The organism is Chelativorans sp. ZYF759 (assembly GCF_012911015.1).
Classification (GTDB): Bacteria; Pseudomonadota; Alphaproteobacteria; order Rhizobiales; family Rhizobiaceae; genus ZYF759.
This window is the reverse complement of record NZ_WVVV01000013.1, coordinates 65,001-87,916: the sequence shown is the minus strand read 5'-3', so window position 1 is coordinate 87,916 and position 22,916 is coordinate 65,001. Positions and strand designations below refer to the sequence as shown.

The following is a 22,916-nucleotide window of genomic DNA, read 5'->3' as shown; positions in this document are numbered from 1 at the left end:
GGAAATCCATGGTCCGACCCACGACGGAATGGCGCCCTGAAATGGTTTCTGGACGCAAAGTCGAAGGAGAGATAAGAGGGGGCACCATCGATGTCAACGCCGGTGCAAAGGGCGCCGAGCAGCGCATTTCCGCCATATTGGGCCGCTTTGGAAGGCCAGTTCCATCCAATCCTCGGAGAATTTCGAATGCTTCAGCTCCTTCGCCAGTACTTGCCCGTCCGTTTGGTGACCGTGGCAGCGGTCGCCATGCTCCTCGCGGGACCGGCGCTGGCTCAGGACGACGCGGTCGTCGCGACGTTGAACGGGGAGCCGATCACCGAAGCCGACCTGGCCATGGCCGAAGCCGAACTCGACCAGCAATTCGCGCAGCTTCCCGAAGGACAGCGCCGCGCGGCTGCGATGACGGCGATCGTCGAAATCCGACTGATGTCGCAGCGCGCCGAAGCAGAGGGCCTCGGCGAGTCAGCGGAGTTCCAGAGCCGCATGGAGCTCCTGCGCCAGCGGGCCCTGCATGCAGCCTATATCGAGAACAACATTGCCGCAGAGGTCACCGACGAGGCGCTTCGCGCCCGCTATGACCAGGAGATTTCCGGGCTTGAGCTCGCCGAAGAGGTCCGCGCGAGGCACATCATCGTCGAGACGGAGGAGGAGGCGGCCGCTCTCATCGGCGAACTTGACGAGGGTGGCGATTTCGAGGAGCTCGCGCGCGAGCATTCGCAGGATGGGGCCGCCCAGCGCGGCGGCGATCTCGGCTATTTCAGCCAGGGCCAGATGGTGCCTGAGTTCGAGGAGGTGGTCTTCGACATGGAGGTCGATGCCTACACCAGCGAGCCGGTGCAGACGCAGTTCGGCTGGCATGTGATCCAGCTCGTCGACCGCCGTCAGCAGGAAGCTCCGGCCTATGAGGCGGTCGAGCAGCAGCTGCGCAGCCTCGTGTTGCGCGAGCGTTACTTCCAGCTTGTCCAGGAACTGCGCGAGGAAGCGGAGATCGAGTTCGAGGACGACGCACTGCGTCAGGCCTATGAAGGCATCGGCGCCGTCGAGCAGCCGCAGGCCGAGTAAAGTCGCAAGAGATCGCCGAGCATGTCTGCGCCAGTATCCGTCTCACCGCTCGCCCCGAAAGACTATCCGGCGATGCCGGAAATCGACGGCGTGCGCATTTCCACCGCCGAGGCCGGCATCAAATATGCCGGCCGCACCGATCTCCTTGCCATGACCTTCGCGGAGGGAACCACGGTTGCGGGGGTCTTCACGCGCTCGCAATGCCCCTCGGCACCGGTCGAATGGTGCCGCCAGAACCTTCCGGGCGGCAGCGCGCGGATGCTGGTGGTCAATTCCGGCAATGCGAATGCGTTCACCGGAAAGCGCGGCCGCGAAACCACGCGCATGACGGGCGAATCGGCTGCCGAGGCCGCGGGCTGCGCGGCCGATGAAGTTTTTCTGGCCTCGACCGGTGTCATCGGCGAGCCGCTCGACGCCACCCGCTTCAGCCATCTGCTGAAGGACATGGTGCAGCGGGGCCGCGGCGACGCCTGGCTCGACGCAGCGCGAGCGATCATGACCACCGACACCTATCCCAAGGTCGCGACCGAACGCGTCGCCCTTGAGGGGACGGAGGTCACGCTGAACGGGATCGCCAAGGGCGCGGGAATGATCGCGCCCGACATGGCGACCATGCTCTCCTTCCTCGCAACGGACGCCCCGATCGGACCGGCCGCGCTGCAGGCGCTGCTCTCGGAAGCCGTCGGCCCGACCTTCAACGCGATCACGGTGGACAGCGACACCTCCACGAGCGACACGCTGATGCTGTTTGCCACGGGCGCGGCCGCCCGGCATGGCGCGCCCCGCATCGACGACCCGGCAGATCCCCGGCTCGAGACCTTCAAGGCCGCACTCGGCCGGGTGCTGAAGTCGCTGGCGTTGCAGGTGGTCCGGGATGGGGAAGGTGCGCGCAAGCAGGTCGAAATCAGGGTTACGGGTGCCACCTCCGATCAGTCTGCCAAGCGCATTGCGCTTTCGATCGCCAATTCGCCCCTGGTGAAGACGGCCATCGCCGGCGAAGACGCGAATTGGGGCCGCGTTGTCATGGCCGTCGGCAAGGCCGGCGAACCGGCTGATCGCGACCTCCTGTCGATCTGGTTCGGCGATCTGCGCGTGGCGCATGGCGGCGAGCGCGACGCCTCCTACTCGGAAGCGGCGGCATCCGACTACATGACACGCGAGGAAGTCGTCATCCGGGTCGATATCGGCCTTGGAAACGGGGGCGCGACGGTGTGGACGTGCGACCTGACCAAAGAATATGTCGCGATTAATGGCGACTATCGGAGCTGACATGTCGTTGGAGGCCGGCCCGGGCGCAGCGTCCGAACTTCCCGTCGTGCGGCGCTTCGAGGCGGCGGGCTTCAGGGCCTGGCCGGCGGCTTCCACCCATTACGACGGCACGTGGGCGATCCGCTTGACGGCCGGCCTCGCCTCTCGCCGGCTCAACTCGATCAATCCGCTCGACCCCGGTGACGATGGAAATCTCATGGAGCGCATGGCTCGGGCCAAGCGCCGGTTCGAGGCCTATGGCCGCCCACAGACCTTCCGGCTCTCGCCGCTGGCGGGCCCGATGCTGCAATCCCTGCTCGACGAGGCAGGCTGGAGCCGGCTGTCGGAATCGCTCGTCATGCGGCTCGATCTGGGCGAAGACGCGCTTGCCGAAGCCTTGCCGCAGATACCGTTGAAGGACATGGGCCGGTTCATCACCGCAGCCATCGGCATCGGCAGCCTCGCTCCCGCTTCCAGGCCGGGGCTCTCGGAACTCATCAGTTCCATACAGCCGGAAGCGGGGCTGTTCGTCGTCGAACACCGTGGGCAGCCGGTTTCGACCGCCGTCTGCGTCCATGACGGTTCGCTGGCCGGACTGTTCGAAATCGCGACCGCCGGCACGATGCGCGGGCAAGGCTTCGGCCGACGGGCGATCCTGTCGGCTCTGAAGTGGGCGCATTCGCGTGGCGCCCGCCAGGGTTGGCTGCAGGTCGAGGCCGACAACGAACCCGCGATCGGGCTCTACCGCGCGCTCGGCTTCAAGGAACTCTACCGCTACCACTACCGCCAGCCTTCGGGAGGCGGAGCTTGAGCGCTGCGACCAAACCGATCGTGCTGGTAGCTGCCTGCGCTCTGCTCGATGCCGACGGGCGGGTCCTGGTCGCCGAGCGGCCAGCCGGAAAATCGATGGCGGGCCTGTGGGAGTTTCCGGGCGGAAAGGTCGAACCCGGCGAGACGCCGGAACAGACGCTCATTCGCGAGCTTGAAGAGGAACTCGGCGTCGAGACGAAGGCCGCGTGCCTGGCTCCGCTCAGTTTCGCCAGCCATGCCTATGAGGACTTCCATCTGTTGATGCCGCTTTACGTGTGCCGACGCTTCTGGGGTATTCCGACCCCCCGCGAAGGCCAGCGGATCAGGTGGATGCGACCCGCCAAGCTGCGCGAACTGCCAATGCCACCGGCCGACGAACCGCTGATCGCGTTCCTGATCGATCTCGTCTGATCCGGCGAGAGCGTTAATCAATCCTTTAGGGCGACATGAAATTCTTAAGCGGTCGCAGACCGGCGAGATGGCGTCGGCTGTCCGTTAAGATGCAGGGTGTCAGAATGTCGATGCGTGGTGGGTGGAGTGGATACCAGTCCGGTAGGCATTGGAACTTCGCCACGGCGGGGATGAGCGCTCTTCGCGTGACCTTGCTGTTCGGATCGGCCGCCGTTGCCATGGCGTTGATCCTCGCGCCGATCGCGGATCGCCACGTCACTTCGGGGCCATCGACACAATCGGCCATGAATCCCGGCATAGACTTCATGACGACGGGCGCGACGCGGCAGGGCGGGACCTATACGGAGCGCCGCAGCGTGCTGCAGGCTTCTCCGAATTCCGTCTGCATCATCCGCGACAATGGCATGCGCAGCGGCGATTGCTGACAAGCCACCCCCATTAACCGTTGAGCAAGCCTGACGGCTCAAGCTTTCTTAAGGTCCAGCCTCTATCTTCCGGGTGAAGTTGGAGACCGACGTATGCTGAAGCTGGCGGGCAGATTTCTTGCCGACGAAACGGGCGCGACCGCGATCGAATACGGACTGATCGTGGCTGTCCTGTCGCTCGCCATGATCGCGGGTTTCACCCAGTTCGGCAACGCGCTCGAGAGCATGCTTACCCACCCCGAAGGCGAATTGCAGCAATCGCTGCAGCGCCACCAGTAATCAACCCTTCCCGTCTTCTGGATCACGGTTCCCGGCCGCCAGTGCGGTCGCCAGGGAGACCTGGCCGCTGCCGGGTTTCAAGGGTTTCTGTTGCGTGGGCGCGGGCGCCCAGCCCGACAGCCAGATCGTGTTGAAAGTTGCGCGGATGCGGCCATCCGCATCGGAAAAGCGTTCGGCGTAGACGCGCGCTGCCTCGACAAAGAGCGCGCGGCTTGCCGGTATCCGCGTGCGCTGGACGAGGCTGTTGGTCGCGCCCATGGCGCGCAGGTCGCGCATGAGATCGAACATGGTGTCGTAGCGGACCGTCACCTCGTCGACATCGACAACCGGGAGCGCAAAGCCGGCTCGCTGCAGCAGCCCGCCGATTTCGCGCACGTCGGCGAAAGGCAGGACGCGGGGGCTTGCACCGCCGCTCAGGCCGGTCTCGGCCGCAAGCAGGCTCTCGCGAAGTTCCGCCAGCGTGCCGGCACCCGCCATGCAGCCGAGAAACAGGCCGTCGGGCCGCAACGCACGCCTGATCTGCACAAGCAGCCCGGGAACGTCGTTGATCTCGTGAAGCGCATAAAGCGAGACGGCCAGATCGAGGCTGGCAGCACCAAGCGGCAGGGTCTCGCCCTCGGCCGGTATGACATCGCCCGCCATGCTCGCGGCCAATGCGCCCTCCTCGACGCGCAGCACCTTGTCGACCTTGTCCGAGTGTCCCAGCATGTCGGCAGCGTCTCCCAACCCGCAATAGAGTGCCGCGCCGTCGGCGAAGGACCGCTGGACCGCGCCCAGGCGGTCGTCGAGTTCCTCGACCGCGCGGGCCATCAAAAAGCCGGCGCCCGGATCTCGGGCTGCGACCGCGCGTTTCTTGCGCCAGACGGAGGTGGGTCGGTCGATGAGCGGTTCCATGTCGTTCTCGCTGTGGCGGACGGCGTCCGTTGGCCTGTCCGCGGCCATCTGATATGGTGCTTGCGGGGTGGGTTGTCTCGTGAACGATCCGGCAGGCCAGATCAAGTTGCTGTGGCGGGAAGCGATGCGTTTGCCGGCCACGCTGCTGTTTCCGCCGACCTGCCCGGGCTGCCGGCGGCACGTTTCACAGCCCGGGACCTTGTGCGCGCATTGCTGGCCAGCTCTGCGGCTCCTGGAACGTCCCTGGTGCGAAATCACGGGCGTGCCGTTTTCACACGATCTGGGCGACGGCATCGTCTCGGCCGACGCCATCGCCAATCCTCCCGTCTTCGATCGTGCCAGGGCCGCCGTCGCCTATACGGATGTTGCCCGACGGATGGTCCAGAACCTGAAGTTCCGCGATCGGACGGAGCTGGCACCCTGGATGGCTGGGTGGATGATGCGGGTCGGCCGGGAACTCATGGCCGATTGCCAGGTCGTCGTACCGGTGCCGCTGCATCGGCGGCGCTTCCTGATGCGCGGCTTCAATCAGGCGGCCGAACTCGCCCGGCCTCTTGCCGCCCAGGGCGGGCTCGATTTCGCGCCGCAGGTGCTCAGGCGGCGCAAGCCGACGCGCCAGCAGGTGGGTCTCGCCTTGGCGCAACGCGAGCTGAACGTGCGCGGTGCGTTCGAGGCAAGCGCTGAGGCTGCGATCGCCATCAAGGACCGGCGCGTGTTGCTGGTCGATGACGTGCTGACCACGGGGGCGACGGTTTCGGCCTGCGCACGCACTCTGAAGAGGGCAGGAGCGACAGGCGTGGATGTACTCGCCTTCGCGCGTGTTCTGCCGGGGGACTTCCGCGATGCGGGGTGGGGCTCTATATAGACGGCGAAACAAGGGTTTGCGGACAGGTCACATGAGCCAGGTCACGATCTATACGCGCATGATGTGCGGCTACAGCACCAGAGCGAAGCGGCTTCTCGAGAGGAAGGGCATCGATTTTGTCGAGCATGATGCGAGTTTCTCGCCCGAACTTCGCCAGGAGATGATCCAGAAGGCCGGCGGGCGGGCGACATTTCCGCAGGTTTTCGTGGGAGAAACGCATGTCGGCGGATCGGACGAGTTGCATGCGTTGGAGGCGCGGGGCGAACTCGACACGCTCCTGGAACGCGAAGGGATAGCCACGAAATGACCACGGTCACGGTTGCCGCCCTGCAGATGCGCACCGGCATGGAGCCGGGGGCCAATGTCGAGGCGTTCGAGGCCCTGGTGCGTGAGGCGGCGGCGGCTGGCGCGGCCTATGTTCAATCGCCGGAGATGACGGGGCTGCTTGTCCGCGACAAGGCCCGGCTGATGGCCCATATCGCGCCGGAGAACGAGGATGCGCTCGTCAGTCGGGCCGCGGAACTCGCCCGCGAACTCGCCATCCACGTCCATGTGGGCTCGACGGCCATCGCGCGGCCCGACGGCAAGGTCGCCAATCGCGGCTTCCTGTTTTCGCCTGAAGGCGTGCGGATCGCGACATACGACAAGATCCACATGTTCGACGTCGACCTCGACAATGGCGAAAGCTGGCGTGAATCGGCAACCTACGAGCCGGGCGCGGCAACACGGGTCGCACAACTGCCATTCGGCAATCTCGGCATGGCGGTCTGTTACGATCTGCGTTTCCCGCAATTGTTCCGTGCCCAGGCGCTTTCCGGTGCAGATGTGCTGACGGTGCCGGCGGCGTTTACCCGCCAGACCGGCGAGGCGCACTGGCACGTTCTCCTGCGCGCGCGCGCGATCGAAAATGGCGCCTTCGTCATCGCGGCCGCCCAGGGCGGCAAGCACGAGGACGGACGCGAGACCTTCGGCCATTCGATGATCGTCGATCCCTGGGGGCGGATCCTGGCCGAGGCAGACCATGACGAGCCCTGCGTGGTGATGGCCGAACTCGATCTGGCGAAAGTGGGCGACGCGCGGCGCAAGGTGCCGAACCTCCGCAACGCACGCGATTTCGATATCGATGGACCGGCCCCCGCTTCGGGAGCCGCCGCATGATCCGTTTTTCTCTTCATTGCGAGAACGACCACGATTTCGATGGCTGGTTCAGGAGCGGCGAGGATTTCGATACGCAGAAGAAGCGCGGGCTGGTTGCCTGTCCGACCTGCCATTCGAGCGCGGTCGAAAAGGCGCTGATGGCACCTGCCGTCTCGACGGCGCGGAAATCGGAGAAGGTGGCGCTGGTCGCCAACGAGGCCCAGCGCCAGATGATGGCCATGATGAAGGACGTCGCCGAGAAGGTGCGCAAGAACGCCGATTATGTCGGCGACAAATTTGCCGAGGAGGCGCGCAGGATCCATTTCGGCGAGGCCGAGACCCGTGGCATCTATGGCGAGGCGACGATGGAAGAAGCCCGGGAACTGGCCGAGGATGGGGTGGAATTCATGCCCCTGCCGGTGCTGCCGGACGACCGGAACTGAGGCTGAAAGTCAGCCCTCAGGCGCCAGGACCGGTGTTTCCTCGGCCTTTCGGGCGAGCAGCATGTAGTTGACGTCCATGTCGCGCGAGCGGCCCCATTTGTCCGAAAGCGGATTGTAGGTCACGCCGGTGCGGTCGATCACGCTCATGTCGGCTGCGCTCAGCGCCTTTTCGAGCTCGTCGGGCCGGACCAGCCTGGAATATTCGTGGGTGCCGCGCGGCAGCCAGCGCAGGATATATTCGGCGCCGATGATCGCCAGGCCGAGCGCCTTGAGCGTGCGGTTGATTGTGGCCACGAACATGAGGCCGCCGGGCTTCACCATCTCTGCGCATTTGGAAACGAAGAAGTCGACATCCGCGACGTGCTCGACGACTTCCATGTTGAGAATCACGTCGAAGGTCTCGCCAGCGTCGGCCAGCGCCTCGGCCGTGCCCGCGCGATAGTCGATCTTGACGCGGCTCTGGGCGGCATGCAGGCGCGCGACCTCGATGTTCGTCTCGGACGCGTCGACGCCGACGACCTGGGCGCCCAGCCGCGCCATCGGTTCGCACAAGAGCCCGCCGCCGCAACCGATGTCGAGTATGCGCAGGCCGTCAAAGGGCTGGGCAGCATGCGGATCGCGTCCGAAATGCGCGGCCACCTGGTCACGGATATAGGCGAGCCTGACCGGGTTGAATTTATGCAACGGCCGGAATTTGCCGTTGGGGTTCCACCATTCGGCGGCCAGCGCTGAAAAGCGTTCCACCTCGTCCGGGTCGATGGTGGTGCGTTGGGCTTCGGCCATGCCGGTACTCTCCTCGTCAGACGCGAATGAAGTCGTTCGCCGAACGCACGATGTCAAGGTGCATTGTCCAACTTGACGGCGCGCCGGTGGCGTGGATTGCTGCTTCAATCAACTGAGGATTCCCGCCATGACGTTTGAAATGTGGTTGGCTTTCGCGCTTACCAGCGCCGCCGTCGTCGCGCTTCCCGGCCCGACCGTGCTGCTCGTGGTTGCCTATGCGCTCGGTCACGGTCGCGATTCCGCGCGTGCCGCCGTGGCTGGCGTGGGGCTCGGCGACTTCACTGCGATGACCGCCTCGCTGCTTGGGCTGGGGGCGATCCTGGCCGCCTCGGCCACGGCCTTCACGGCGGTCAAATGGGCGGGAGCGGCCTATCTGCTCTATCTCGGGATCAAGATGTGGCGGGCGCCGGTCGCCGCCGCCGACGACACAACACCCGAGCTGGCAACGGCACCGCGTTCGTTGAGCGTGTTCGCCCACGCCTGGCTGGTAACAGCGCTGAACCCCAAGAGTATCGTCTTTTTCGTCGCGTTCCTGCCGCTCTTTATCGACCCCGCGGGCCCGCTCATCCCGCAACTGGTGGTGATGGAGGCCACCTTCCTGGTGCTGGCCGTCACCAATGCGGCAGCCTATGCCTGGCTTGCCGGCCTCGCGCGGGGAAGGGTGCGTCAGCCCTCGGTGCGCCGCGCCGTCAACAGGATCGGCGGCTCGCTGATGATTGGCGCGGGGATTCTGGCCCTGGCCCTGCGACGTGGCCCCGCCTGATCGCTGCGGATTCTCATCACGATTGGATGAGGCTGGCTTTCCAAGTCGTCGTCCTCTGCTAGGCTCCTCTTTGTTGGCTGACGAAAGAGGAAAGGGCATCCGATGTTGGCGTTTCGACACATGCTTATGGCGGTCGTGGCAGGGCTGACCATTAGTTGCGCTGCCGCCGCGCAAGAGCTGGAAGCGGTCGAAGACGTCGATGCAGCCCGTGCCTTCCTCGTGGAGCAGGTCGTCGCCCATACGAGAGCCACCGCGCCGATCACGGGGCAGGAGGCCATCGACCCCGCGGTCCTCGCGGCCATCGGCTCGATCGCGCGCCACGAATTCGTCGCGCCGGAAGCGGCGCCTCTGGCCTATTTCGACCTGCCCCTTCCAGCCGAGCACGATCTGAGGGAATCCCAGCCCTTCATCGTCGCCATGATGACCGATCTGGTCACGCCCTCGAGCGAAGGCGATCTTCTCATCCTCGGCATCGGCGGCGGCTACCATGCCGCCGTCGCCAGCGGTCTCGTGAGCAGCGTGTTCCTGCTCGATCTCGATGCGACAGCCACCGCCTCGGGCATGGACCGGCTGGACCGGCTCGGCTTCGACAATGTCGAGGCACGCGTGGCCGATCCCTATTATGGCTGGCCCGACACCTCGCGGCAGTTCGATTCCATCATCATCCGACTGGCGGTGGACCAGGTGCCATCCATCTTGCTGCGCCAGCTCAAGCCGGGTGGCCGGCTCGTGGCCCCCGTCGGGCGCGGGGAGGAAGGGCAGGAACTGACGCTCTTCACCAAGAGCGCGCAGGGCGACATCTCCCGGCGAACGATCATGCCCGTCCGCTTCATGCGGCTGCCGGGTGGCGAGCGCATCTGAGACCTTCCGCAAAGGCGGCTTGCTTGCGGAAGCGCCGCGATTTGGATATGGAAGCGCTGCATTTCGCCCTGGCCCGCCAGGGCGCGTTCGTTTGGAGGCAGGGCGCCAGCCGCACCGGCCTTAGATTGAAGGGCCTTCCCCGCAGATGGCGCGCATCGTGATGAAATTCGGCGGTACGTCCGTCGCCGATATCGACCGCATTCGCAACGTGGCGCGGCATATCAAGCGCGAGGTCCTTGCCGGCCATGAGGTGGCCGTCGTCGTTTCCGCCATGTCCGGCAAGACCAACGAGCTGGTGGGCTGGGTGCGCGAGGCGTCGAAGGCCGAGGGCGCCAATTTCAACATTTACGACGCACGCGAATACGACACGGTTGTCGCCTCCGGCGAGCAGGTGACGTCCGGGCTCCTGGCTCTGGTCCTGCAGGCCATGGGCGTGCACGCGCGCTCCTGGCAGGGCTGGCAGATACCCATCCGTACCGACGGTGCGCATGGCGCGGCCCGCATTGCCGCGATCGACGCCGCGCTGATGATCGAGCGTTTCGGACAGGGCCAGGTCGCCGTCATTGCCGGCTTCCAGGGCATCGGTCCCGACAATCGCATCGCCACGCTGGGCCGAGGCGGATCCGACACCAGCGCGGTCGCCGTCGCGGCGGCAATCGGTGCGGATCGCTGCGACATCTACACCGATGTCGACGGCGTCTACACCACCGATCCGCGCATCGAACCCAGGGCGCGCCGCCTGGCCAAGATTTCCTTCGAGGAGATGCTGGAGATGGCGTCGCTGGGCGCCAAAGTTCTGCAGGTACGCTCGGTCGAGCTTGCCATGGTGCACGGGGTGCGCACCTTCGTGCGCTCCTCCTTCGAGGCCCCCGACGCGCCCGGCATGGGGGATTTCGACAACCCGCCCGGGACGCTCATTTGCGACGAGGATGAGATCGTGGAACAGCAGGTCGTGACCGGCATAGCCTATGCCAAGGATGAAGCGCAGATCACACTGCGGCGGGTGGCGGACCGGCCGGGGGTTGCGGGCGGCATTTTCGGGCCGCTTGCCGAAGCCGGCATCAATGTGGACATGATCGTCCAGAACATGTCGGAGGACGGCGCCCGCACCGACATGACCTTCACCGTGCCCTCAGGCGATCTCGACAAGGCTCTCGCCGTTCTCGGCCAGACCCGCGACTCGATCGGTTTCGACGCGATCCAGCACGACCAGGGATTGGCGAAGGTGTCGGTCATCGGAATCGGCATGCGCAGCCATGCCGGTGTGGCCGCGACGGCCTTCAAGGCGCTGGCCGAGCGCGGGATCAACATCCGCGCCATCACCACGTCCGAGATCAAGATTTCCATTCTGATCGACGATCCCTACACCGAATTGGCGGTGCGGACTTTGCATTCCGTCTACGGTCTGGATAAGCAATAGACAGGGTGTTTTGCCTTCAACCGGGCGGTGGTCTCCGATGTGGGGCCGGCCGCCGGAAGCCTTTGGAGAGTGGGCGCATGAGGCAGTTGCCGGCAAACGGTATGGCGGGAAGGTTGCGTGTCCGGGTACGGACGCGACCCGGCGCGCCGACCTGCGCCCGCCGGCCAAAGGCGGGGAGAGGCCTATGAGCCCCGCGACCGGCAAGGCGGCCATTCAGGGCCCGCGCGTCCTCTTGAAGCGGCTGCGCGAACTTATGGCCGAAGCTCTGGAGCCCCAGGATCGGCTGGACCGGATCGTGCGCGAAATCGCGCAGAACATGGTCGCGGAAGTCTGCTCGCTCTACGTTTTGCGGGCCGATTCGGTGCTGGAGCTCTACGCCACCGAGGGTCTCAACCCCGGTTCGGTCCACCTGGCGCAACTGCGCCTGGGTGAAGGTCTGGTCGGTACCATCGCGGCGAGCGCGCGGGCGCTGAATCTGTCCGATGCGCAGAATCACCCCGCCTTCGCCTATCTGCCGGAAACGGGCGAGGAGATCTATCACTCCTTCCTCGGGGTGCCGGTGCTCAGGGCCGGACGAACCCTCGGGGTCCTCGTCGTCCAGAATCGCACCATGCGCCAATATCGCGAGGAGGAGATCGAAGCCCTCGAAACGATCGCTATGGTGATTGCCGAGATGGTGGCGTCGGGCGAGCTTTCGCGCTTGACCCGACCAGGGCTGGAACTCGACCTGAGCCGCCCCGTCACCTTCGAGGGCATGGCCTTCAACGACGGCATCGGGCTCGGCCACGTGGTATTGCACGAGCCGCGCGTGGTGGTCACGAACCTCTTCAACGAGGACAGCGACGCCGAACTGGAGCGCCTGGAAGACGCGCTCGGGTCATTGCGGCTTTCGATCGACGACATGCTGTCACGCCGCGAGATCGCGTTCGACGGCGAACATCGAGAGGTGCTGGAAGCCTATCGCATGTTCGCCAATGACCGCGGCTGGGGGCGACGGTTGGAAGAGGCGGTGCGCAACGGGCTAACGGCGGAAGCCGCCGTCGAGAAGGTGCAGAGCGACATGCGCGCGCGCATGCTCCACATGACCGACCCCTATCTGCGCGAGCGGATGAGCGATTTCGACGATCTTGCCAATCGGCTGCTTCGCTTGCTGGTCGGCCAGGGTCCCGATGGACTCGCCGATACGCTGCCGCGCGATGCCGTGGTCGTGGCACGCTCGATGGGGGCGGCGGAACTGCTCGACTATCCACGCGAGCGGCTGCGCGGGCTGGTGCTCGAAGAAGGCGCATTGACGAGCCATGTCGTGATCGTCGCCCGCGCCATCGGCATTCCGGTGACCGGCCAGATGATCGGTGCGGTGTCGATGTCGGAGAATGGCGACCCCATCATCATCGATGGCGACGAGGGCGTGGTGCATCTGCGCCCGCAGCCCGATGTGGAGGCTGCCTATGCCGAGAAGGTGAAGTTCCGGGCGCGGCGCCAGGAACTCTACCGCGAATTGCGCGACAAGCCTGCCGAGACGCTGGACGGCGTCACGATCGACCTGATGATGAATGCGGGGCTGGCCGTCGACCTGCCGCAGCTCGACGAATCGGGCGCGGTCGGCATCGGTCTCTTCCGCACGGAACTCCAGTTCATGGTTGCGGCCACCTTCCCGCGCGCGGAGGCGCAGGAGAAGCTTTACCGCGAGGTGATCAGAGCAGCCGGCGACCGGCCCGTCACCTTCCGCACCATCGATATCGGCGGGGACAAGGTCCTTCCCTACTTCAAGGGCACCGGGCCGGAGGAGAATCCGGCGCTCGGCTGGCGGGCGATCCGGCTGGCGCTCGACCGGCCGGCGCTGCTGCGCACCCAGTTCCGGGCGCTGCTGAAGGCGAGCGGAGGACGCGAGCTGAAGCTGATGCTGCCCATGGTCACCGAGATTTCCGAGATCAGCGAGGCGCGCGATCTGCTTGAGCGCGAAGTGCGGCATCTCTCGCGCTTCGCCGCTCACTTGCCGACCCGGGTGAAGCTCGGTGCCATGATCGAGGTGCCTAATCTGCTCTGGCAGCTCGACGAGTTGATGGAGGCGGTGGATTTCGTCTCCGTCGGTTCCAACGACCTGTTCCAGTTCGTGGCGGCCACCGATCGCGGCAACACGCGGCTTGCCGACAGGTTCGACCCGATCTCCGTGCCGTTCATGCGGCTTCTGCGCCAGATCGCGCGGGCCGGAGACGCCGCGGGCACGCCTGTCACCTTGTGCGGCGAGCTTGCCGGCCGACCCCTTTCGGCCTTGGCGCTGTTCGGGGCGGGATACCGCGCGATCTCCATGTCGCCGGCCTCGATCGGCCCGGTCAAGGCCATGCTGCGCGAGTTGCACTGGGGGCAGGTCACCGAAAGGGTGGGCCAGTTGCTGGACGGTCGCGCGACCGACTGCGAATTGCGTGCCGAACTTCAGAAATTCGCCGCAGACAACCAAATTCCGCTGTGAAAAGACCCGCATGACCATCGAACTTCCCCGCGATCGCATGGATCAGGTTCTCAAGCGCTTCGAGATGCTCGAAGCGCAGATGGCGGCCGGGCCGGAGCCGGACAAATACGTCAAGCTCGCATCGGAATATTCCGAGCTGCAGGAGATCGTCGCCGGCATCCGCGACCTGCGAACTGCCGAAGCGGAGCTTGCGGATCTGAAGGCATTGCTCGCGGATCGCGCGACGGATGCGGAGATGCGCGAACTGGCCGCGGCGGAGGTCCCGGAAGTGGAAGAGCGTATCGAAAGCCTGCGCGCTTCCATGCAGATAATGCTGCTGCCCAAGGATGAGGCCGACGACAAGAGCGCGATCCTCGAAATTCGCGCCGGGACCGGTGGCGACGAGGCGGCGCTTTTCGCCGGCGACCTCTTCCGCATGTATGAGCGCTATTGCGCCAAGCATGGGTGGAAGGTGGAGGCCGTCTCCGCCTCGGAGGGCGAGGCGGGCGGCTACAAGGAAATCATCGCCACCGTGTCCGGCCGGGGCGCCTTCGCTCATCTCAAATTCGAATCGGGCGTGCACCGGGTGCAGCGCGTGCCCGAGACCGAGGCAGGCGGCCGAATTCACACGTCGGCCGCCACGGTCGCGGTGCTGCCGGAGGCCGAGGAGGTCGACATCGAGATCCGCAACGAGGACATCCGCATCGACACGATGCGGGCGTCCGGGGCCGGCGGCCAGCACGTCAACACCACCGATTCGGCTGTGCGTATCACCCACATTCCGACCGGCATCGTCGTCATGCAGGCGGAGAAGTCGCAGCACCAGAACCGCGCCCGCGGCATGCAGATCCTGCGCGCCCGGCTTTACGACATGGAGCGCAACAAGGCGGCCGACGAGCGGTCGGAAGCGCGCAGGCTGCAGGTCGGGTCCGGCGATCGCTCCGAGCGCATCCGCACCTACAATTTCCCGCAGGGCCGCGTCACGGACCACCGCATCAACCTGACGCTCTACAAGCTCGATCGGGTGATCGAGGGTGACCTCGACGAGATCGTCGACGCGCTGATCTCCGATCACCATTCGCGGCTGATCGCGGCCATGGACGGCGATGGGTGAGGCCTCCCGCTCCATCACGCTGGCAGGTCTTCTGGCCCATGCCCGGCAATCGTTGAAACAGGCTGGTATCGAGGAGGCCGTACTCGAGGCACGGCTGCTGGTGGAGCACTTCACCCAGACCGACCGGACAACCGCGCTTTCGGCGCCGGATCGCGTCGTCGCCGAAGAACAGGTCCACGCCGTGGCCGGGGCTCTGGAAGAGCGGACATCCGGCGTGCCGGTCCACCGGATTATCGGCCAGCGCGATTTCCACGGCGTGACGCTCCGCCTGTCGCCGGAAACGCTTGATCCCCGACCGGATACCGAGGCGCTGGTCGATCTGGTGCTGCCTGCGCTGAGCAGATTTGCCGAAAACGGGTCTTGCCGCATTCTCGATCTGGGGACCGGCAGCGGTGCGATCGCGCTGGCCCTGCTCAAGGAATTGCCCTTCGCCACCGCGCTCGGCACCGATATCCAGCCCGGCGCCCTTGAAACGGCCATGGCGAATGCCGATCTCAATGGGGTGGGCGACCGGTTCGACGCGAAGATCTCGAACTGGTTTGAAGCGGTCGATGGTCGCTTTCATGCGATTGTCTCAAATCCGCCCTATATTGCGAGCAAGGAGATCGAGACGCTGTCGCGAGAAGTGCGTGAGCACGACCCGCTTCAGGCACTGGATGGCGGCAAAGACGGGCTTGATGCCTATCGCGCGATCGCAGACGAAGCGGCAGCCTTTCTGACGCCCAACGGCGTCGTAGCAATCGAAATAGGGCACGATCAGCGCGAAGCGGTCACTGCACTTTTCCACGGGCGCGGTTTTTCATCGGCAGGACAGGCGAGCGATCTTGCCGGCCGCGACAGGGCGCTGATGTTCCTGCCGGAGCACTTGGGCGCACCGCAGCAAAAAAGGCTTGGCAATAGAATTGATTGCCGCTAGTTTCCCGTCACCGGATGCGACGAAGCAGGCAGTGCCGTTATCGATTCGGTTCTCTGGGAACAAGCTGCCTTCTGTCTTGATAGATCTCCAAGCTTCGTACGGGGGTCATCCGGCAAGTGACATGAGATGAGACAGGATTCGACTTGGCGGTAGCGCGAACGCGCGATGATGCGCCAATCCCCAGATGCAGATTTGCCGTGTTCCAAGAGGAGCCGGTGAGCATCCGATATTTTCAACAGAAGAGAAGTCGATGAGGCCACAGCAGAACAGGCGCATGCGCGGACGCGGCGGCAGTAACAATACCAATAACAACAATCGCAAAAGCCCAAATCCGCTTACCCGCAGCTATGAGAGTAACGGTCCGGACGTCAAGATTCGGGGTACCGCCCAACAGGTTGCCGAAAAATACACGACGCTGGCGCGCGACGCCCAGTCCAGCGGTGACCGCGTGATGGCCGAGAATTATCTCCAGCACGCCGAGCATTACAACCGGTTGATTGCGGCGGCGATGCTTCTCCAGAACCAGAATCAGCAGCAGCCACGCTCGCGCGACGATGATGATGAGGATCGCGACGACCAGGACGACAACCAGGGTTCGCGCGACGATCAGCCTCGTGGCGATCAGACCCGCAATGAGCAGCCCCGCAATGAGCGTGGCGATCGCCACGAGCGGTCCGACAATGGCAGAGGTTCCGGCCCGCAGCCGGTAATCGACGGCACGCCGGCGGAAGTGGCTCTGGAGCAGGGCGAGGTGGCACCTCCCAAGCCGCGTCGCGCTCGCAATTCCCCGGAAGCCAAGACCAACGGATCTACGGAAGCCGAACAGAAGCCAGTCGAGACGACCGAAGGTGGAGAGGGTGATGCCGCGCCGCGCCGTGCGCGTCGTCCGCGCCGTCCCCGCGCCAAGGCAGGCGAGGGCGAAGGCGAAGGCAATGCGTCGGACAGCGAGCTGGCGGAAGCCGCCAACAGCTGATCTCGCAAGAAAGCTTGAAGAGCGGCGGACGTCTGTCCGCCGCTCTTTTTTGTTGGCGTAAGGGTCAGTCTTGAGCGGTCCATGCGCCGTACCCATATCCTGTTCAACTGGACCTGCCGCGAGAGACTCTGGCCGAATTGATCCCGGTCATGGTTTCATGGGGGTCCGTCACTGAAGACTGACCCGGCGCCGCGAAGCGGGCCGGCGAAGAGCAGGAGACAGGTTCATGAATATCGAGAAATACTCCGAGCGCGTCCGGGGCTTCATCCAGTCGGCGCAAACGATGGCGCTGTCGCGCAGCCATCAGCAATTCACACCCGAGCATATCCTCAAGGTCCTGGTCGATGACGAGGAGGGCCTCGCCGGCTCACTGATCGATCGCGCCGGCGGCCGCTCCAAGGATGTCCGCCTCGCAGTCGATGCCGCCCTGGAAGCCTTGCCCAAGGTGGAGGGCGGAAATGGCCAGCTCTATCTGGCAGCGCCACTGGCGAAGGTTTTCGCCACCGCCGAGGATCTGGCCAAGAAGGCGGGCGATTCCTTCGTTACCGTCGAGCGGCTGCTGACGGCGCTGGCCATCGAGAAGTCGGCGAAATCCAGCGAGATCCTTTCCAAGGCCGGTGTGACGCCGCAAGGGCTGAACCGGGTGATCGAGGACATGCGCAAGGGGCGCACCGCCGATTCCGCGAGCGCCGAGCAAGGCTACGATGCGCTGAAGAAATATGCCCGTGACCTGACGGACGACGCACGTGCCGGTCGACTCGATCCGGTGATCGGCCGCGACGAGGAGATTCGCCGTACGATCCAGGTTCTCTCGCGGCGTACCAAGAACAATCCCGTGCTCATCGGCGAGCCCGGCGTCGGCAAGACGGCCATCGCCGAGGGTCTGGCGCTGCGTATCGTGAATGGCGACGTTCCCGAATCGCTCAAGGACAAGGATCTGATGGCGCTCGACATGGGTTCGCTGATCGCCGGCGCGAAATATCGCGGCGAGTTCGAGGAGCGGCTGAAGGCGGTGCTGTCGGAAGTCACTGCCGCTGAAGGCGGCATCATCCTGTTCATCGACGAGATGCACACGCTGGTCGGTGCCGGCAAGGCCGACGGCGCGATGGATGCCTCCAACCTCCTGAAGCCGGCGCTGGCTCGCGGCGAACTGCACTGCGTCGGTGCCACCACGCTCGACGAGTATCGCAAACATGTCGAGAAGGACGCAGCCCTTGCCCGCCGCTTCCAGCCGGTCTTCGTCAAGGAGCCGTCGGTCGAGGACACGATCTCCATCCTGCGGGGGCTGAAGGAGAAATACGAGCAGCACCATGAGGTGCGCATTGCCGATGCCGCGCTGGTCGCGGCGGCGGTGCTGTCCGATCGCTACATCAGCGATCGCTTCATGCCCGACAAGGCCATCGACCTCATTGACGAGGCGTCTTCGCGCGTGCGCATGCAGGCCGATTCCAAGCCGGAGGCGCTGGACGAGGTGGATCGCCGGATCATGCAGTTGAAGATCGAGCGCGAGGCGCTGAAGAAGGAAAGCGACGCCGCGTCGAAGGATCGGCTGGCGCGCATCGAGTCCCAGCTTGCGGGTCTCGAGGAAGAATCAGCCGCGCTGACCGCCACCTGGCAGGCCGACAAGCAGGCCCGTGGCCAGGCCGCCGAACTGAAAAGGCAGATCGACGAGGCGCGCAACGAGCTGGCGATCGCGCAGCGGCGGGGCGAATTCTCCAAGGCCGGCGAACTGGCCTATGGGCGCATCCCGGAACTCGAGAAGCGTCTGGCCGAAGCCGAGTCTCAGGAAGCCGAACTCGCGTCCGGCGGCGAGGAGGTGACTGCCGATGAAGTCGCGCAGATCGTCTCGCGCTGGACCGGCATTCCGGTCGACAAGATGCTGGAAGGCGAGCGCGACAAGCTCCTGCGCATGGAAGACGAGATCGGCAGGCGCGTCGTCGGGCAGGGCGAGGCGGTGCAGGCCGTCTCCAAGGCGGTGCGCCGCGCGCGTGCCGGCCTGCAGGACCCCAACCGGCCAATGGGCTCCTTCATGTTTCTCGGCCCTACGGGTGTCGGTAAGACAGAGCTTACCAAGGCGTTGGCGGCGTTTCTGTTCGATGACGAGAGCGCCATGGTGCGCATCGACATGTCGGAGTTCATGGAAAAACACGCGGTCGCCCGCCTTATCGGCGCGCCTCCCGGCTATGTCGGCTATGAGGAGGGTGGCTCGCTGACGGAGGCGGTCCGCCGCAGGCCCTACCAGGTGATCCTGTTCGACGAGATCGAAAAGGCGCACCCGGATGTCTTCAACGTCCTTCTGCAGGTGCTGGATGACGGTCGCCTGACTGACGGCCAGGGTCGCACGGTCGATTTCCGCAACACGCTCATCATCATGACCTCGAATCTCGGTTCCGACTATCTGGTCGGCCTAGGAGATGGCGAAGACGTGGACTCGGTTCGTGACCAGGTCATGGGTGTCGTTCGGTCGGCCTTCCGGCCCGAGTTCCTGAACCGGCTCGACGAGATCATGCTCTTCCACCGGTTGCGCCGCGAGGACATGGGGAAGATCGTGGAAATCCAGCTCGCTCGTCTCGAGCGGCTGCTGACGGATCGCAAGATCACGCTTTCGCTCGAACCGGAAGCGGTCGAGTGGCTTGCCAATCGCGGCTACGACCCCGCCTATGGCGCGCGCCCGCTGAAGCGGGTGATCCAGAAATACCTTCAGGACCCGCTGGCCGAGCAGATCCTGCAAGGCGTCATCCTGGACGGAGCGACGGTATCCGTGACGGCTGGTTCGGATCGGCTCAATCTCACCGCGCGGGCTGAGGAAGAGCCGGCCGACAGGGCTGCCTGACAGCCAAAGGGCATCGAAATGATAATGGCCGCCTCAGCGCGGCCATTTTCATGTCCGGTTCATGTCTCATATTGCAGTGTGGATGATCTGATGCCCCGATCCATCTTCCGGAAAGGGGCGATTTGGATGATGGGCATGGGACGGATGATGAGATTTCCATTCGTGCTCGGCATTGCCGGGCTGTTTTCGATCGGGTCGGCCTCGGCGGCAACTTGGCCGGAGGGCGGGCCCGATCCGCGCAACGCGCCGAGTGTGGCCGACAGCACGATGATCCAGCTGGCACAGTCCCGCGAGATCGACATCTATATCGACGAATACGGCCGTGAAGTCCTGGTCGATGCGTGGACAGGCCGCGTCGTGGGCGTTCGCGATCCGCGCGGTTTCGACCGGCCTGCGGTCGGCGGTGACCGCGGGTGGCGGGAACCTGAGCGCGATCCGTATCTTCGCGATGACAGATCGCAGCGTGCACTCGAGCGACGCGAGCGTCGCATGCGTGAACTCGGTCGCGGCATGCCACAGCCGCGCGGCCGCGGCGTCTATGACGACGATTTCTATGACGACGAACCATATTACACCTACGAGCGGGAGCCGAGATGGAACGAGCCCGCACGTCCCGCCTGGGGCGAGCCGGAACGCCCGCGGCTCGACGAACAGCCGCCGGCCCGCACCGCCGTGCCGGACCCGGTGCAGCGCCAACCCCTGCCGGAAAGCAGGGGCAGCGATTCGGCGCGACTGGACGAGGGCAGTTCGACCATCGACGAGATCATCATCGACGCAGAGCCGGGGTCGGGTGGGTTGCCGGATCCCGCGCAGCAGCCGGATGTGAGCCTGGTCCAGGAGGACGTGGCCCGGGTCCAGATTCTTCTCGACCGGCTGGGCCTGTCGCCTGGCGTCATCGACGGGCGGATGGGTGACAACGTCAACAAGGCGATCGCCACCTATCGCGAAATGACGGGCCGGGGTCTGCGCACCTACGACAAGGAGAGCATAGAGACTCTTCTCGCGGAAACCGGCGGCGACCCCTTCACCACCTACGAGATCACTTCTGCCGATGCGGCGGGACCGTTCGTTGCCTCCATACCGGAGGATTTCGGCGAGAAGGCGCGTATGGAGCATCTCGGATACACCTCGGTCGTCGAGAAGCTGGCCGAGCGTTTTCACATGGATGAGCGTTACCTGACGTCGCTGAACCCCGGCATCGATTTCACCAAGCCCGGCTCGCGAATCGTGGTCGCCAACGTGAAAAGGCCGGAGCGTCAGCCGGTCGCACGAATCGTGGCGGACAAGTCCGGCAAGCAGATCCGCGGCTACGGGGCGGATGGTCGCCTTGTCGTCGCCTATCCGGCGACCATCGGTTCAGAAGCGACCCCGTCGCCGACCGGCACCCATACGGTCGAGCGCATCGCGCTCGACCCCGAATACACCTACAATCCGCGCATCAATTTCCAGCAGGGCGAAAATGACCGCGTCCTCACCATTCCCCCCGGGCCGAACGGCCCGGTCGGCTCGGTGTGGATCGGCCTGTCCAAGCCGACCTACGGCATTCACGGAACGCCCGAGCCGAGCCGGATCGGCCGTTCCTATTCGAATGGCTGCATCCGCCTGACCAACTGGGACGCGCGCGAACTTGCCGGCCTGGTGAAACAGGGCGTCACGGTTGAATTTTCAAACTGAGAATCCGCCGAAGGCGGAGGGCCGGTGCCCTCCGTCGATCAGTTGCTGCTGGCCAGTGTGAATGCGGGCATGCCGTCCTCCTCGAGCAGGGCGTCGATGCGTTCGCGCTCGCTCTGGAAGACCATCAGTTCTTCGCCGTCGAGTTCCCTGCTGTTGGGCAGGCGAACGCGCATCGGGTCGACCGGGCTGCCGTTCACGTGCAGTTCGTAATGCAGGTGATTGCCCGTGGCCAGCCCGGTTGCGCCGACCTGACCGATCACCTGCCCCTGTCGCACCCGAGCGCCCTGGCTCACGCCATCGGCAATCGCGTTCAGGTGTGAATATGACGTCTCGTAGCCATTGCTGTGGCGGATGATGACCTGGCGTCCGTAGCCTCCGGACCAGCCGGCACTCTGGACGACGCCGTTGCCCGAGGAAATGATGGGCGTGCCGCGAGGAGCCGCCCAGTCCACGCCCGTATGCATGCGGCTGTAGCCGAGAATCGGATGGCGGCGCATGCCGAAACCGGAGGTAAAGCGCCCATTGGGCACGGGATTGCGCAGCAGGAACTGCCTGGCGCTGCGTCCCTCGTCGTCGAAATAGTCGACAGTGCCGTCTTCCATCTGGAAGCGGTAGAAATTGCGCGTCGTACCGCTGAAGGTGGCGCTTATATAGAGAAGCTCGGAATCTTCCGTTGCGCGGTTGTCGGTGTCGGGGCGCGAGAACAGCACCTCGAGCCGGTCGGCGGGCTGGAGCCGCGACTGGAAGTCGACATCCGCGGCGAGCATGCGAATGACCTGCCGCGTCATGCGCGAGTTCAGACCATAGGTGAACGCCGCGCGATAGATGCCGTCATAGACCGTCGGCAGGTTGCTGCGCGTGGTTTCTTGAGGCCTTTCGCCGAGCGCCGCCTGCACCACGGGATTGGGTTCGGGCTGCTCGCCGCGCACGAACTGGTCGCGGTCGTTGACCGCGATGGTCAATCGGTGGCGCCGGCCTTCATACAGCGTGGCGCGCTTGATCCGGCTGATTTCACCTTGGGTCTCGATGCCGACACGCAACGTGGAGCCGGCGGAAAGCTTGGTGCTGTTGAGCAGGGTTCCGAAGGCATCCGCCATGCGTTCGCCATCGGCGGTGGAATAGCCGGCGGCATGGAAGATCGCGTCGATTTCCTGCTCCTCGGCCACGGGAATGATGTCTTCGGCGAAGACCGCCGCGCCGCTGTCCATCTCGCGCCTCGCATAGGAGACGTTCTGCGCGACAATGCGTGCGTTGTAGTTCGGGCCGAGCGTATGGCTGGCGAACCGGTCGCCGAAGCGAAGCGGGTCCACATAATGAAGGGCGGCAACCTGAATGTCGCCGTCGGTCAGAATGGCGCCGGTGTTGCGGACCACCTGCTCCACCTCGTCGGCCGTCAATCCGATGCTTTCGTCGAAGTCGGCGCTGTTCACGGGGAACTCGACGGTGCGAAGGCTGACTTCGCTCTCGACCCGCGCGCCATAGATGATGCCGGTATTCGTCGCCACCCTGGCGCCGCCATCGTCGGTGAAGACCTCGAGCGGGTCGAAGGCTGGATA

Annotated in this window: 22 protein-coding genes (1 of these 22 only partly in view); 19 read left to right on the top strand and 3 right to left on the bottom strand. The window is 65.0% G+C overall.

Annotation, left to right across the window (positions count from 1 at the left end; translation table 11 throughout):
- Positions 1–186: 186 nt before the first annotated feature.
- The 6 genes from GRZ55_RS18165 to GRZ55_RS18140 all read left to right on the top strand — a co-directional run bounded on the left by GRZ55_RS18165 (position 187) and on the right by GRZ55_RS18140 (position 4,235).
- A complete protein-coding gene (locus GRZ55_RS18165) occupies positions 187–1,062 on the top strand; it encodes a peptidylprolyl isomerase (protein WP_169288372.1) in 876 nt (291 codons plus the stop codon).
- 21 nt (positions 1,063–1,083) lie between these two features.
- Complete coding sequence (gene argJ / locus GRZ55_RS18160) at positions 1,084–2,331, top strand: bifunctional glutamate N-acetyltransferase/amino-acid acetyltransferase ArgJ (protein ID WP_169288371.1); 1,248 nt, start codon at positions 1,084–1,086, stop codon at positions 2,329–2,331.
- Between the two features lies 1 nt (position 2,332).
- The gene (locus GRZ55_RS18155) at positions 2,333–3,121 is read left to right on the top strand and encodes a GNAT family N-acetyltransferase (RefSeq protein ID WP_246734854.1); all 789 of its coding nucleotides are present in this window, start codon (positions 2,333–2,335) and stop codon (positions 3,119–3,121) included.
- Positions 3,118–3,531, top strand: coding sequence for a (deoxy)nucleoside triphosphate pyrophosphohydrolase (locus GRZ55_RS18150; protein WP_169288369.1), 414 nt, complete (start codon positions 3,118–3,120; stop codon positions 3,529–3,531). Before GRZ55_RS18155 ends, GRZ55_RS18150 begins: the two co-directional genes overlap by 4 nt.
- Before the next feature lie 170 nt (positions 3,532–3,701).
- Positions 3,702–3,956, top strand: a complete 255-nt coding sequence (locus GRZ55_RS18145) for a hypothetical protein (RefSeq protein ID WP_246734853.1) — start codon at positions 3,702–3,704, stop codon at positions 3,954–3,956.
- A 93-nt stretch (positions 3,957–4,049) separates the two neighbouring features.
- Positions 4,050–4,235 (top strand): Flp family type IVb pilin, encoded by a 186-nt coding sequence (locus tag GRZ55_RS18140; RefSeq protein ID WP_169288367.1) that lies wholly within the window; start codon positions 4,050–4,052, stop codon positions 4,233–4,235.
- Here the strand turns inward: GRZ55_RS18140 and GRZ55_RS18135 are convergent, their stop codons facing one another.
- Positions 4,236–5,129, bottom strand: coding sequence for a methyltransferase domain-containing protein (locus tag GRZ55_RS18135; RefSeq protein WP_169288366.1), 894 nt, complete (start codon positions 5,127–5,129; stop codon positions 4,236–4,238).
- A gap of 124 nt (positions 5,130–5,253) precedes the next feature.
- On the opposite strand from GRZ55_RS18135, the gene GRZ55_RS18130 reads away from it, so the two are divergent.
- Genes GRZ55_RS18130 through GRZ55_RS18115 form a run of 4 tightly spaced genes read left to right on the top strand, consistent with a single transcriptional unit; the run spans position 5,254 to position 7,574 of the window.
- Complete coding sequence (locus GRZ55_RS18130; protein ID WP_169288397.1) at positions 5,254–5,994, top strand: ComF family protein; 741 nt, start codon at positions 5,254–5,256, stop codon at positions 5,992–5,994.
- Between the two features lie 31 nt (positions 5,995–6,025).
- Entirely contained in the window at positions 6,026–6,301 is a 276-nt protein-coding gene (gene grxC, locus GRZ55_RS18125; RefSeq protein ID WP_169288365.1) for a glutaredoxin 3, read from the top strand.
- Complete coding sequence (locus GRZ55_RS18120) at positions 6,298–7,152, top strand: carbon-nitrogen hydrolase family protein (protein ID WP_169288364.1); 855 nt, start codon at positions 6,298–6,300, stop codon at positions 7,150–7,152. The genes grxC and GRZ55_RS18120 overlap by 4 nt, the downstream gene beginning before the upstream one ends.
- Entirely contained in the window at positions 7,149–7,574 is a 426-nt protein-coding gene (locus tag GRZ55_RS18115; protein WP_169288363.1) for a DUF1178 family protein, read from the top strand. Before GRZ55_RS18120 ends, GRZ55_RS18115 begins: the two co-directional genes overlap by 4 nt.
- A gap of 9 nt (positions 7,575–7,583) precedes the next feature.
- On the opposite strand, the gene ubiG is transcribed toward GRZ55_RS18115, so the two are convergent.
- Positions 7,584–8,357, bottom strand: a complete 774-nt coding sequence (gene ubiG / locus GRZ55_RS18110; protein WP_169288362.1) for a bifunctional 2-polyprenyl-6-hydroxyphenol methylase/3-demethylubiquinol 3-O-methyltransferase UbiG — start codon at positions 8,355–8,357, stop codon at positions 7,584–7,586.
- A 127-nt stretch (positions 8,358–8,484) separates the two neighbouring features.
- Here ubiG and GRZ55_RS18105 point away from each other — a divergent pair, with 127 nt between their 5' ends.
- From GRZ55_RS18105 to GRZ55_RS18065, 9 genes are all read left to right on the top strand, one after another.
- Positions 8,485–9,120, top strand: a complete 636-nt coding sequence (locus GRZ55_RS18105) for a LysE family translocator (protein ID WP_169288361.1) — start codon at positions 8,485–8,487, stop codon at positions 9,118–9,120.
- A gap of 102 nt (positions 9,121–9,222) precedes the next feature.
- Positions 9,223–9,981 (top strand): protein-L-isoaspartate O-methyltransferase, encoded by a 759-nt coding sequence (locus tag GRZ55_RS18100; protein ID WP_169288360.1) that lies wholly within the window; start codon positions 9,223–9,225, stop codon positions 9,979–9,981.
- Between the two features lie 145 nt (positions 9,982–10,126).
- Positions 10,127–11,401 carry an aspartate kinase gene (locus GRZ55_RS18095; protein ID WP_169288359.1) on the top strand — a complete coding sequence of 425 codons (1,275 nt, stop codon included), beginning with the start codon at positions 10,127–10,129 and terminating at the stop codon, positions 11,399–11,401.
- Between the two features lie 184 nt (positions 11,402–11,585).
- Positions 11,586–13,871 (top strand): phosphoenolpyruvate--protein phosphotransferase, encoded by a 2,286-nt coding sequence (gene ptsP, locus GRZ55_RS18090; protein WP_169288358.1) that lies wholly within the window; start codon positions 11,586–11,588, stop codon positions 13,869–13,871.
- A 10-nt stretch (positions 13,872–13,881) separates the two neighbouring features.
- Positions 13,882–14,964: a peptide chain release factor 1 gene (gene prfA, locus GRZ55_RS18085; RefSeq protein WP_169288357.1), complete on the top strand. Its 1,083-nt coding sequence runs from the start codon at positions 13,882–13,884 to the stop codon at positions 14,962–14,964.
- Positions 14,957–15,880, top strand: a complete 924-nt coding sequence (gene prmC, locus GRZ55_RS18080; protein WP_169288356.1) for a peptide chain release factor N(5)-glutamine methyltransferase — start codon at positions 14,957–14,959, stop codon at positions 15,878–15,880. Before prfA ends, prmC begins: the two co-directional genes overlap by 8 nt.
- Positions 15,881–16,130: 250 nt before the next feature.
- Complete coding sequence (locus GRZ55_RS18075) at positions 16,131–16,853, top strand: DUF4167 domain-containing protein (RefSeq protein WP_169288355.1); 723 nt, start codon at positions 16,131–16,133, stop codon at positions 16,851–16,853.
- 226 nt (positions 16,854–17,079) lie between these two features.
- Complete coding sequence (gene clpB / locus GRZ55_RS18070) at positions 17,080–19,686, top strand: ATP-dependent chaperone ClpB (RefSeq protein ID WP_169288354.1); 2,607 nt, start codon at positions 17,080–17,082, stop codon at positions 19,684–19,686.
- Between the two features lie 144 nt (positions 19,687–19,830).
- A complete protein-coding gene (locus GRZ55_RS18065) occupies positions 19,831–21,360 on the top strand; it encodes a L,D-transpeptidase (protein WP_169288353.1) in 1,530 nt (509 codons plus the stop codon).
- A 38-nt stretch (positions 21,361–21,398) separates the two neighbouring features.
- Here the strand turns inward: GRZ55_RS18065 and GRZ55_RS18060 are convergent, their stop codons facing one another.
- A protein-coding gene (locus tag GRZ55_RS18060) for a M23 family metallopeptidase (RefSeq protein WP_169288352.1) crosses the window boundary here: on the bottom strand, positions 21,399–22,916 show its 3' portion. It continues 423 nt past the right edge of the window; only the last 1,518 of its 1,941 coding nucleotides appear in the window; its start codon lies off the right edge, out of view; it ends in the stop codon at positions 21,399–21,401.

Bases quoted from the DNA above. Each gene is read 5' to 3' on its own strand.
- GRZ55_RS18120 (WP_169288364.1), top strand. From the start codon at position 6,298: ATGACCACGGTCACGGTTGCCGCCCTGCAGATGCGCACCGGCATGGAG.
- GRZ55_RS18115 (WP_169288363.1), top strand. From the start codon at position 7,149: ATGATCCGTTTTTCTCTTCATTGCGAGAACGACCACGATTTCGATGGC.
- GRZ55_RS18135 (WP_169288366.1), bottom strand. From the start codon at position 5,129: ATGGAACCGCTCATCGACCGACCCACCTCCGTCTGGCGCAAGAAACGC.
- grxC (WP_169288365.1), top strand. From the start codon at position 6,026: ATGAGCCAGGTCACGATCTATACGCGCATGATGTGCGGCTACAGCACC.
- GRZ55_RS18155 (WP_246734854.1), top strand. From the start codon at position 2,333: ATGTCGTTGGAGGCCGGCCCGGGCGCAGCGTCCGAACTTCCCGTCGTG.
- GRZ55_RS18165 (WP_169288372.1), top strand. From the start codon at position 187: ATGCTTCAGCTCCTTCGCCAGTACTTGCCCGTCCGTTTGGTGACCGTG.
- ubiG (WP_169288362.1), bottom strand. From the start codon at position 8,357: ATGGCCGAAGCCCAACGCACCACCATCGACCCGGACGAGGTGGAACGC.
- GRZ55_RS18140 (WP_169288367.1), top strand. From the start codon at position 4,050: ATGCTGAAGCTGGCGGGCAGATTTCTTGCCGACGAAACGGGCGCGACC.
- GRZ55_RS18105 (WP_169288361.1), top strand. From the start codon at position 8,485: ATGACGTTTGAAATGTGGTTGGCTTTCGCGCTTACCAGCGCCGCCGTC.
- prmC (WP_169288356.1), top strand. From the start codon at position 14,957: ATGGGTGAGGCCTCCCGCTCCATCACGCTGGCAGGTCTTCTGGCCCAT.
- GRZ55_RS18095 (WP_169288359.1), top strand. From the start codon at position 10,127: ATGGCGCGCATCGTGATGAAATTCGGCGGTACGTCCGTCGCCGATATC.
- prfA (WP_169288357.1), top strand. From the start codon at position 13,882: ATGACCATCGAACTTCCCCGCGATCGCATGGATCAGGTTCTCAAGCGC.
- ptsP (WP_169288358.1), top strand. From the start codon at position 11,586: ATGAGCCCCGCGACCGGCAAGGCGGCCATTCAGGGCCCGCGCGTCCTC.
- GRZ55_RS18065 (WP_169288353.1), top strand. From the start codon at position 19,831: ATGATGAGATTTCCATTCGTGCTCGGCATTGCCGGGCTGTTTTCGATC.
- clpB (WP_169288354.1), top strand. From the start codon at position 17,080: ATGAATATCGAGAAATACTCCGAGCGCGTCCGGGGCTTCATCCAGTCG.
- argJ (WP_169288371.1), top strand. From the start codon at position 1,084: ATGTCTGCGCCAGTATCCGTCTCACCGCTCGCCCCGAAAGACTATCCG.
- GRZ55_RS18100 (WP_169288360.1), top strand. From the start codon at position 9,223: ATGTTGGCGTTTCGACACATGCTTATGGCGGTCGTGGCAGGGCTGACC.
- GRZ55_RS18130 (WP_169288397.1), top strand. From the start codon at position 5,254: ATGCGTTTGCCGGCCACGCTGCTGTTTCCGCCGACCTGCCCGGGCTGC.
- GRZ55_RS18075 (WP_169288355.1), top strand. From the start codon at position 16,131: ATGAGGCCACAGCAGAACAGGCGCATGCGCGGACGCGGCGGCAGTAAC.
- GRZ55_RS18145 (WP_246734853.1), top strand. From the start codon at position 3,702: ATGAGCGCTCTTCGCGTGACCTTGCTGTTCGGATCGGCCGCCGTTGCC.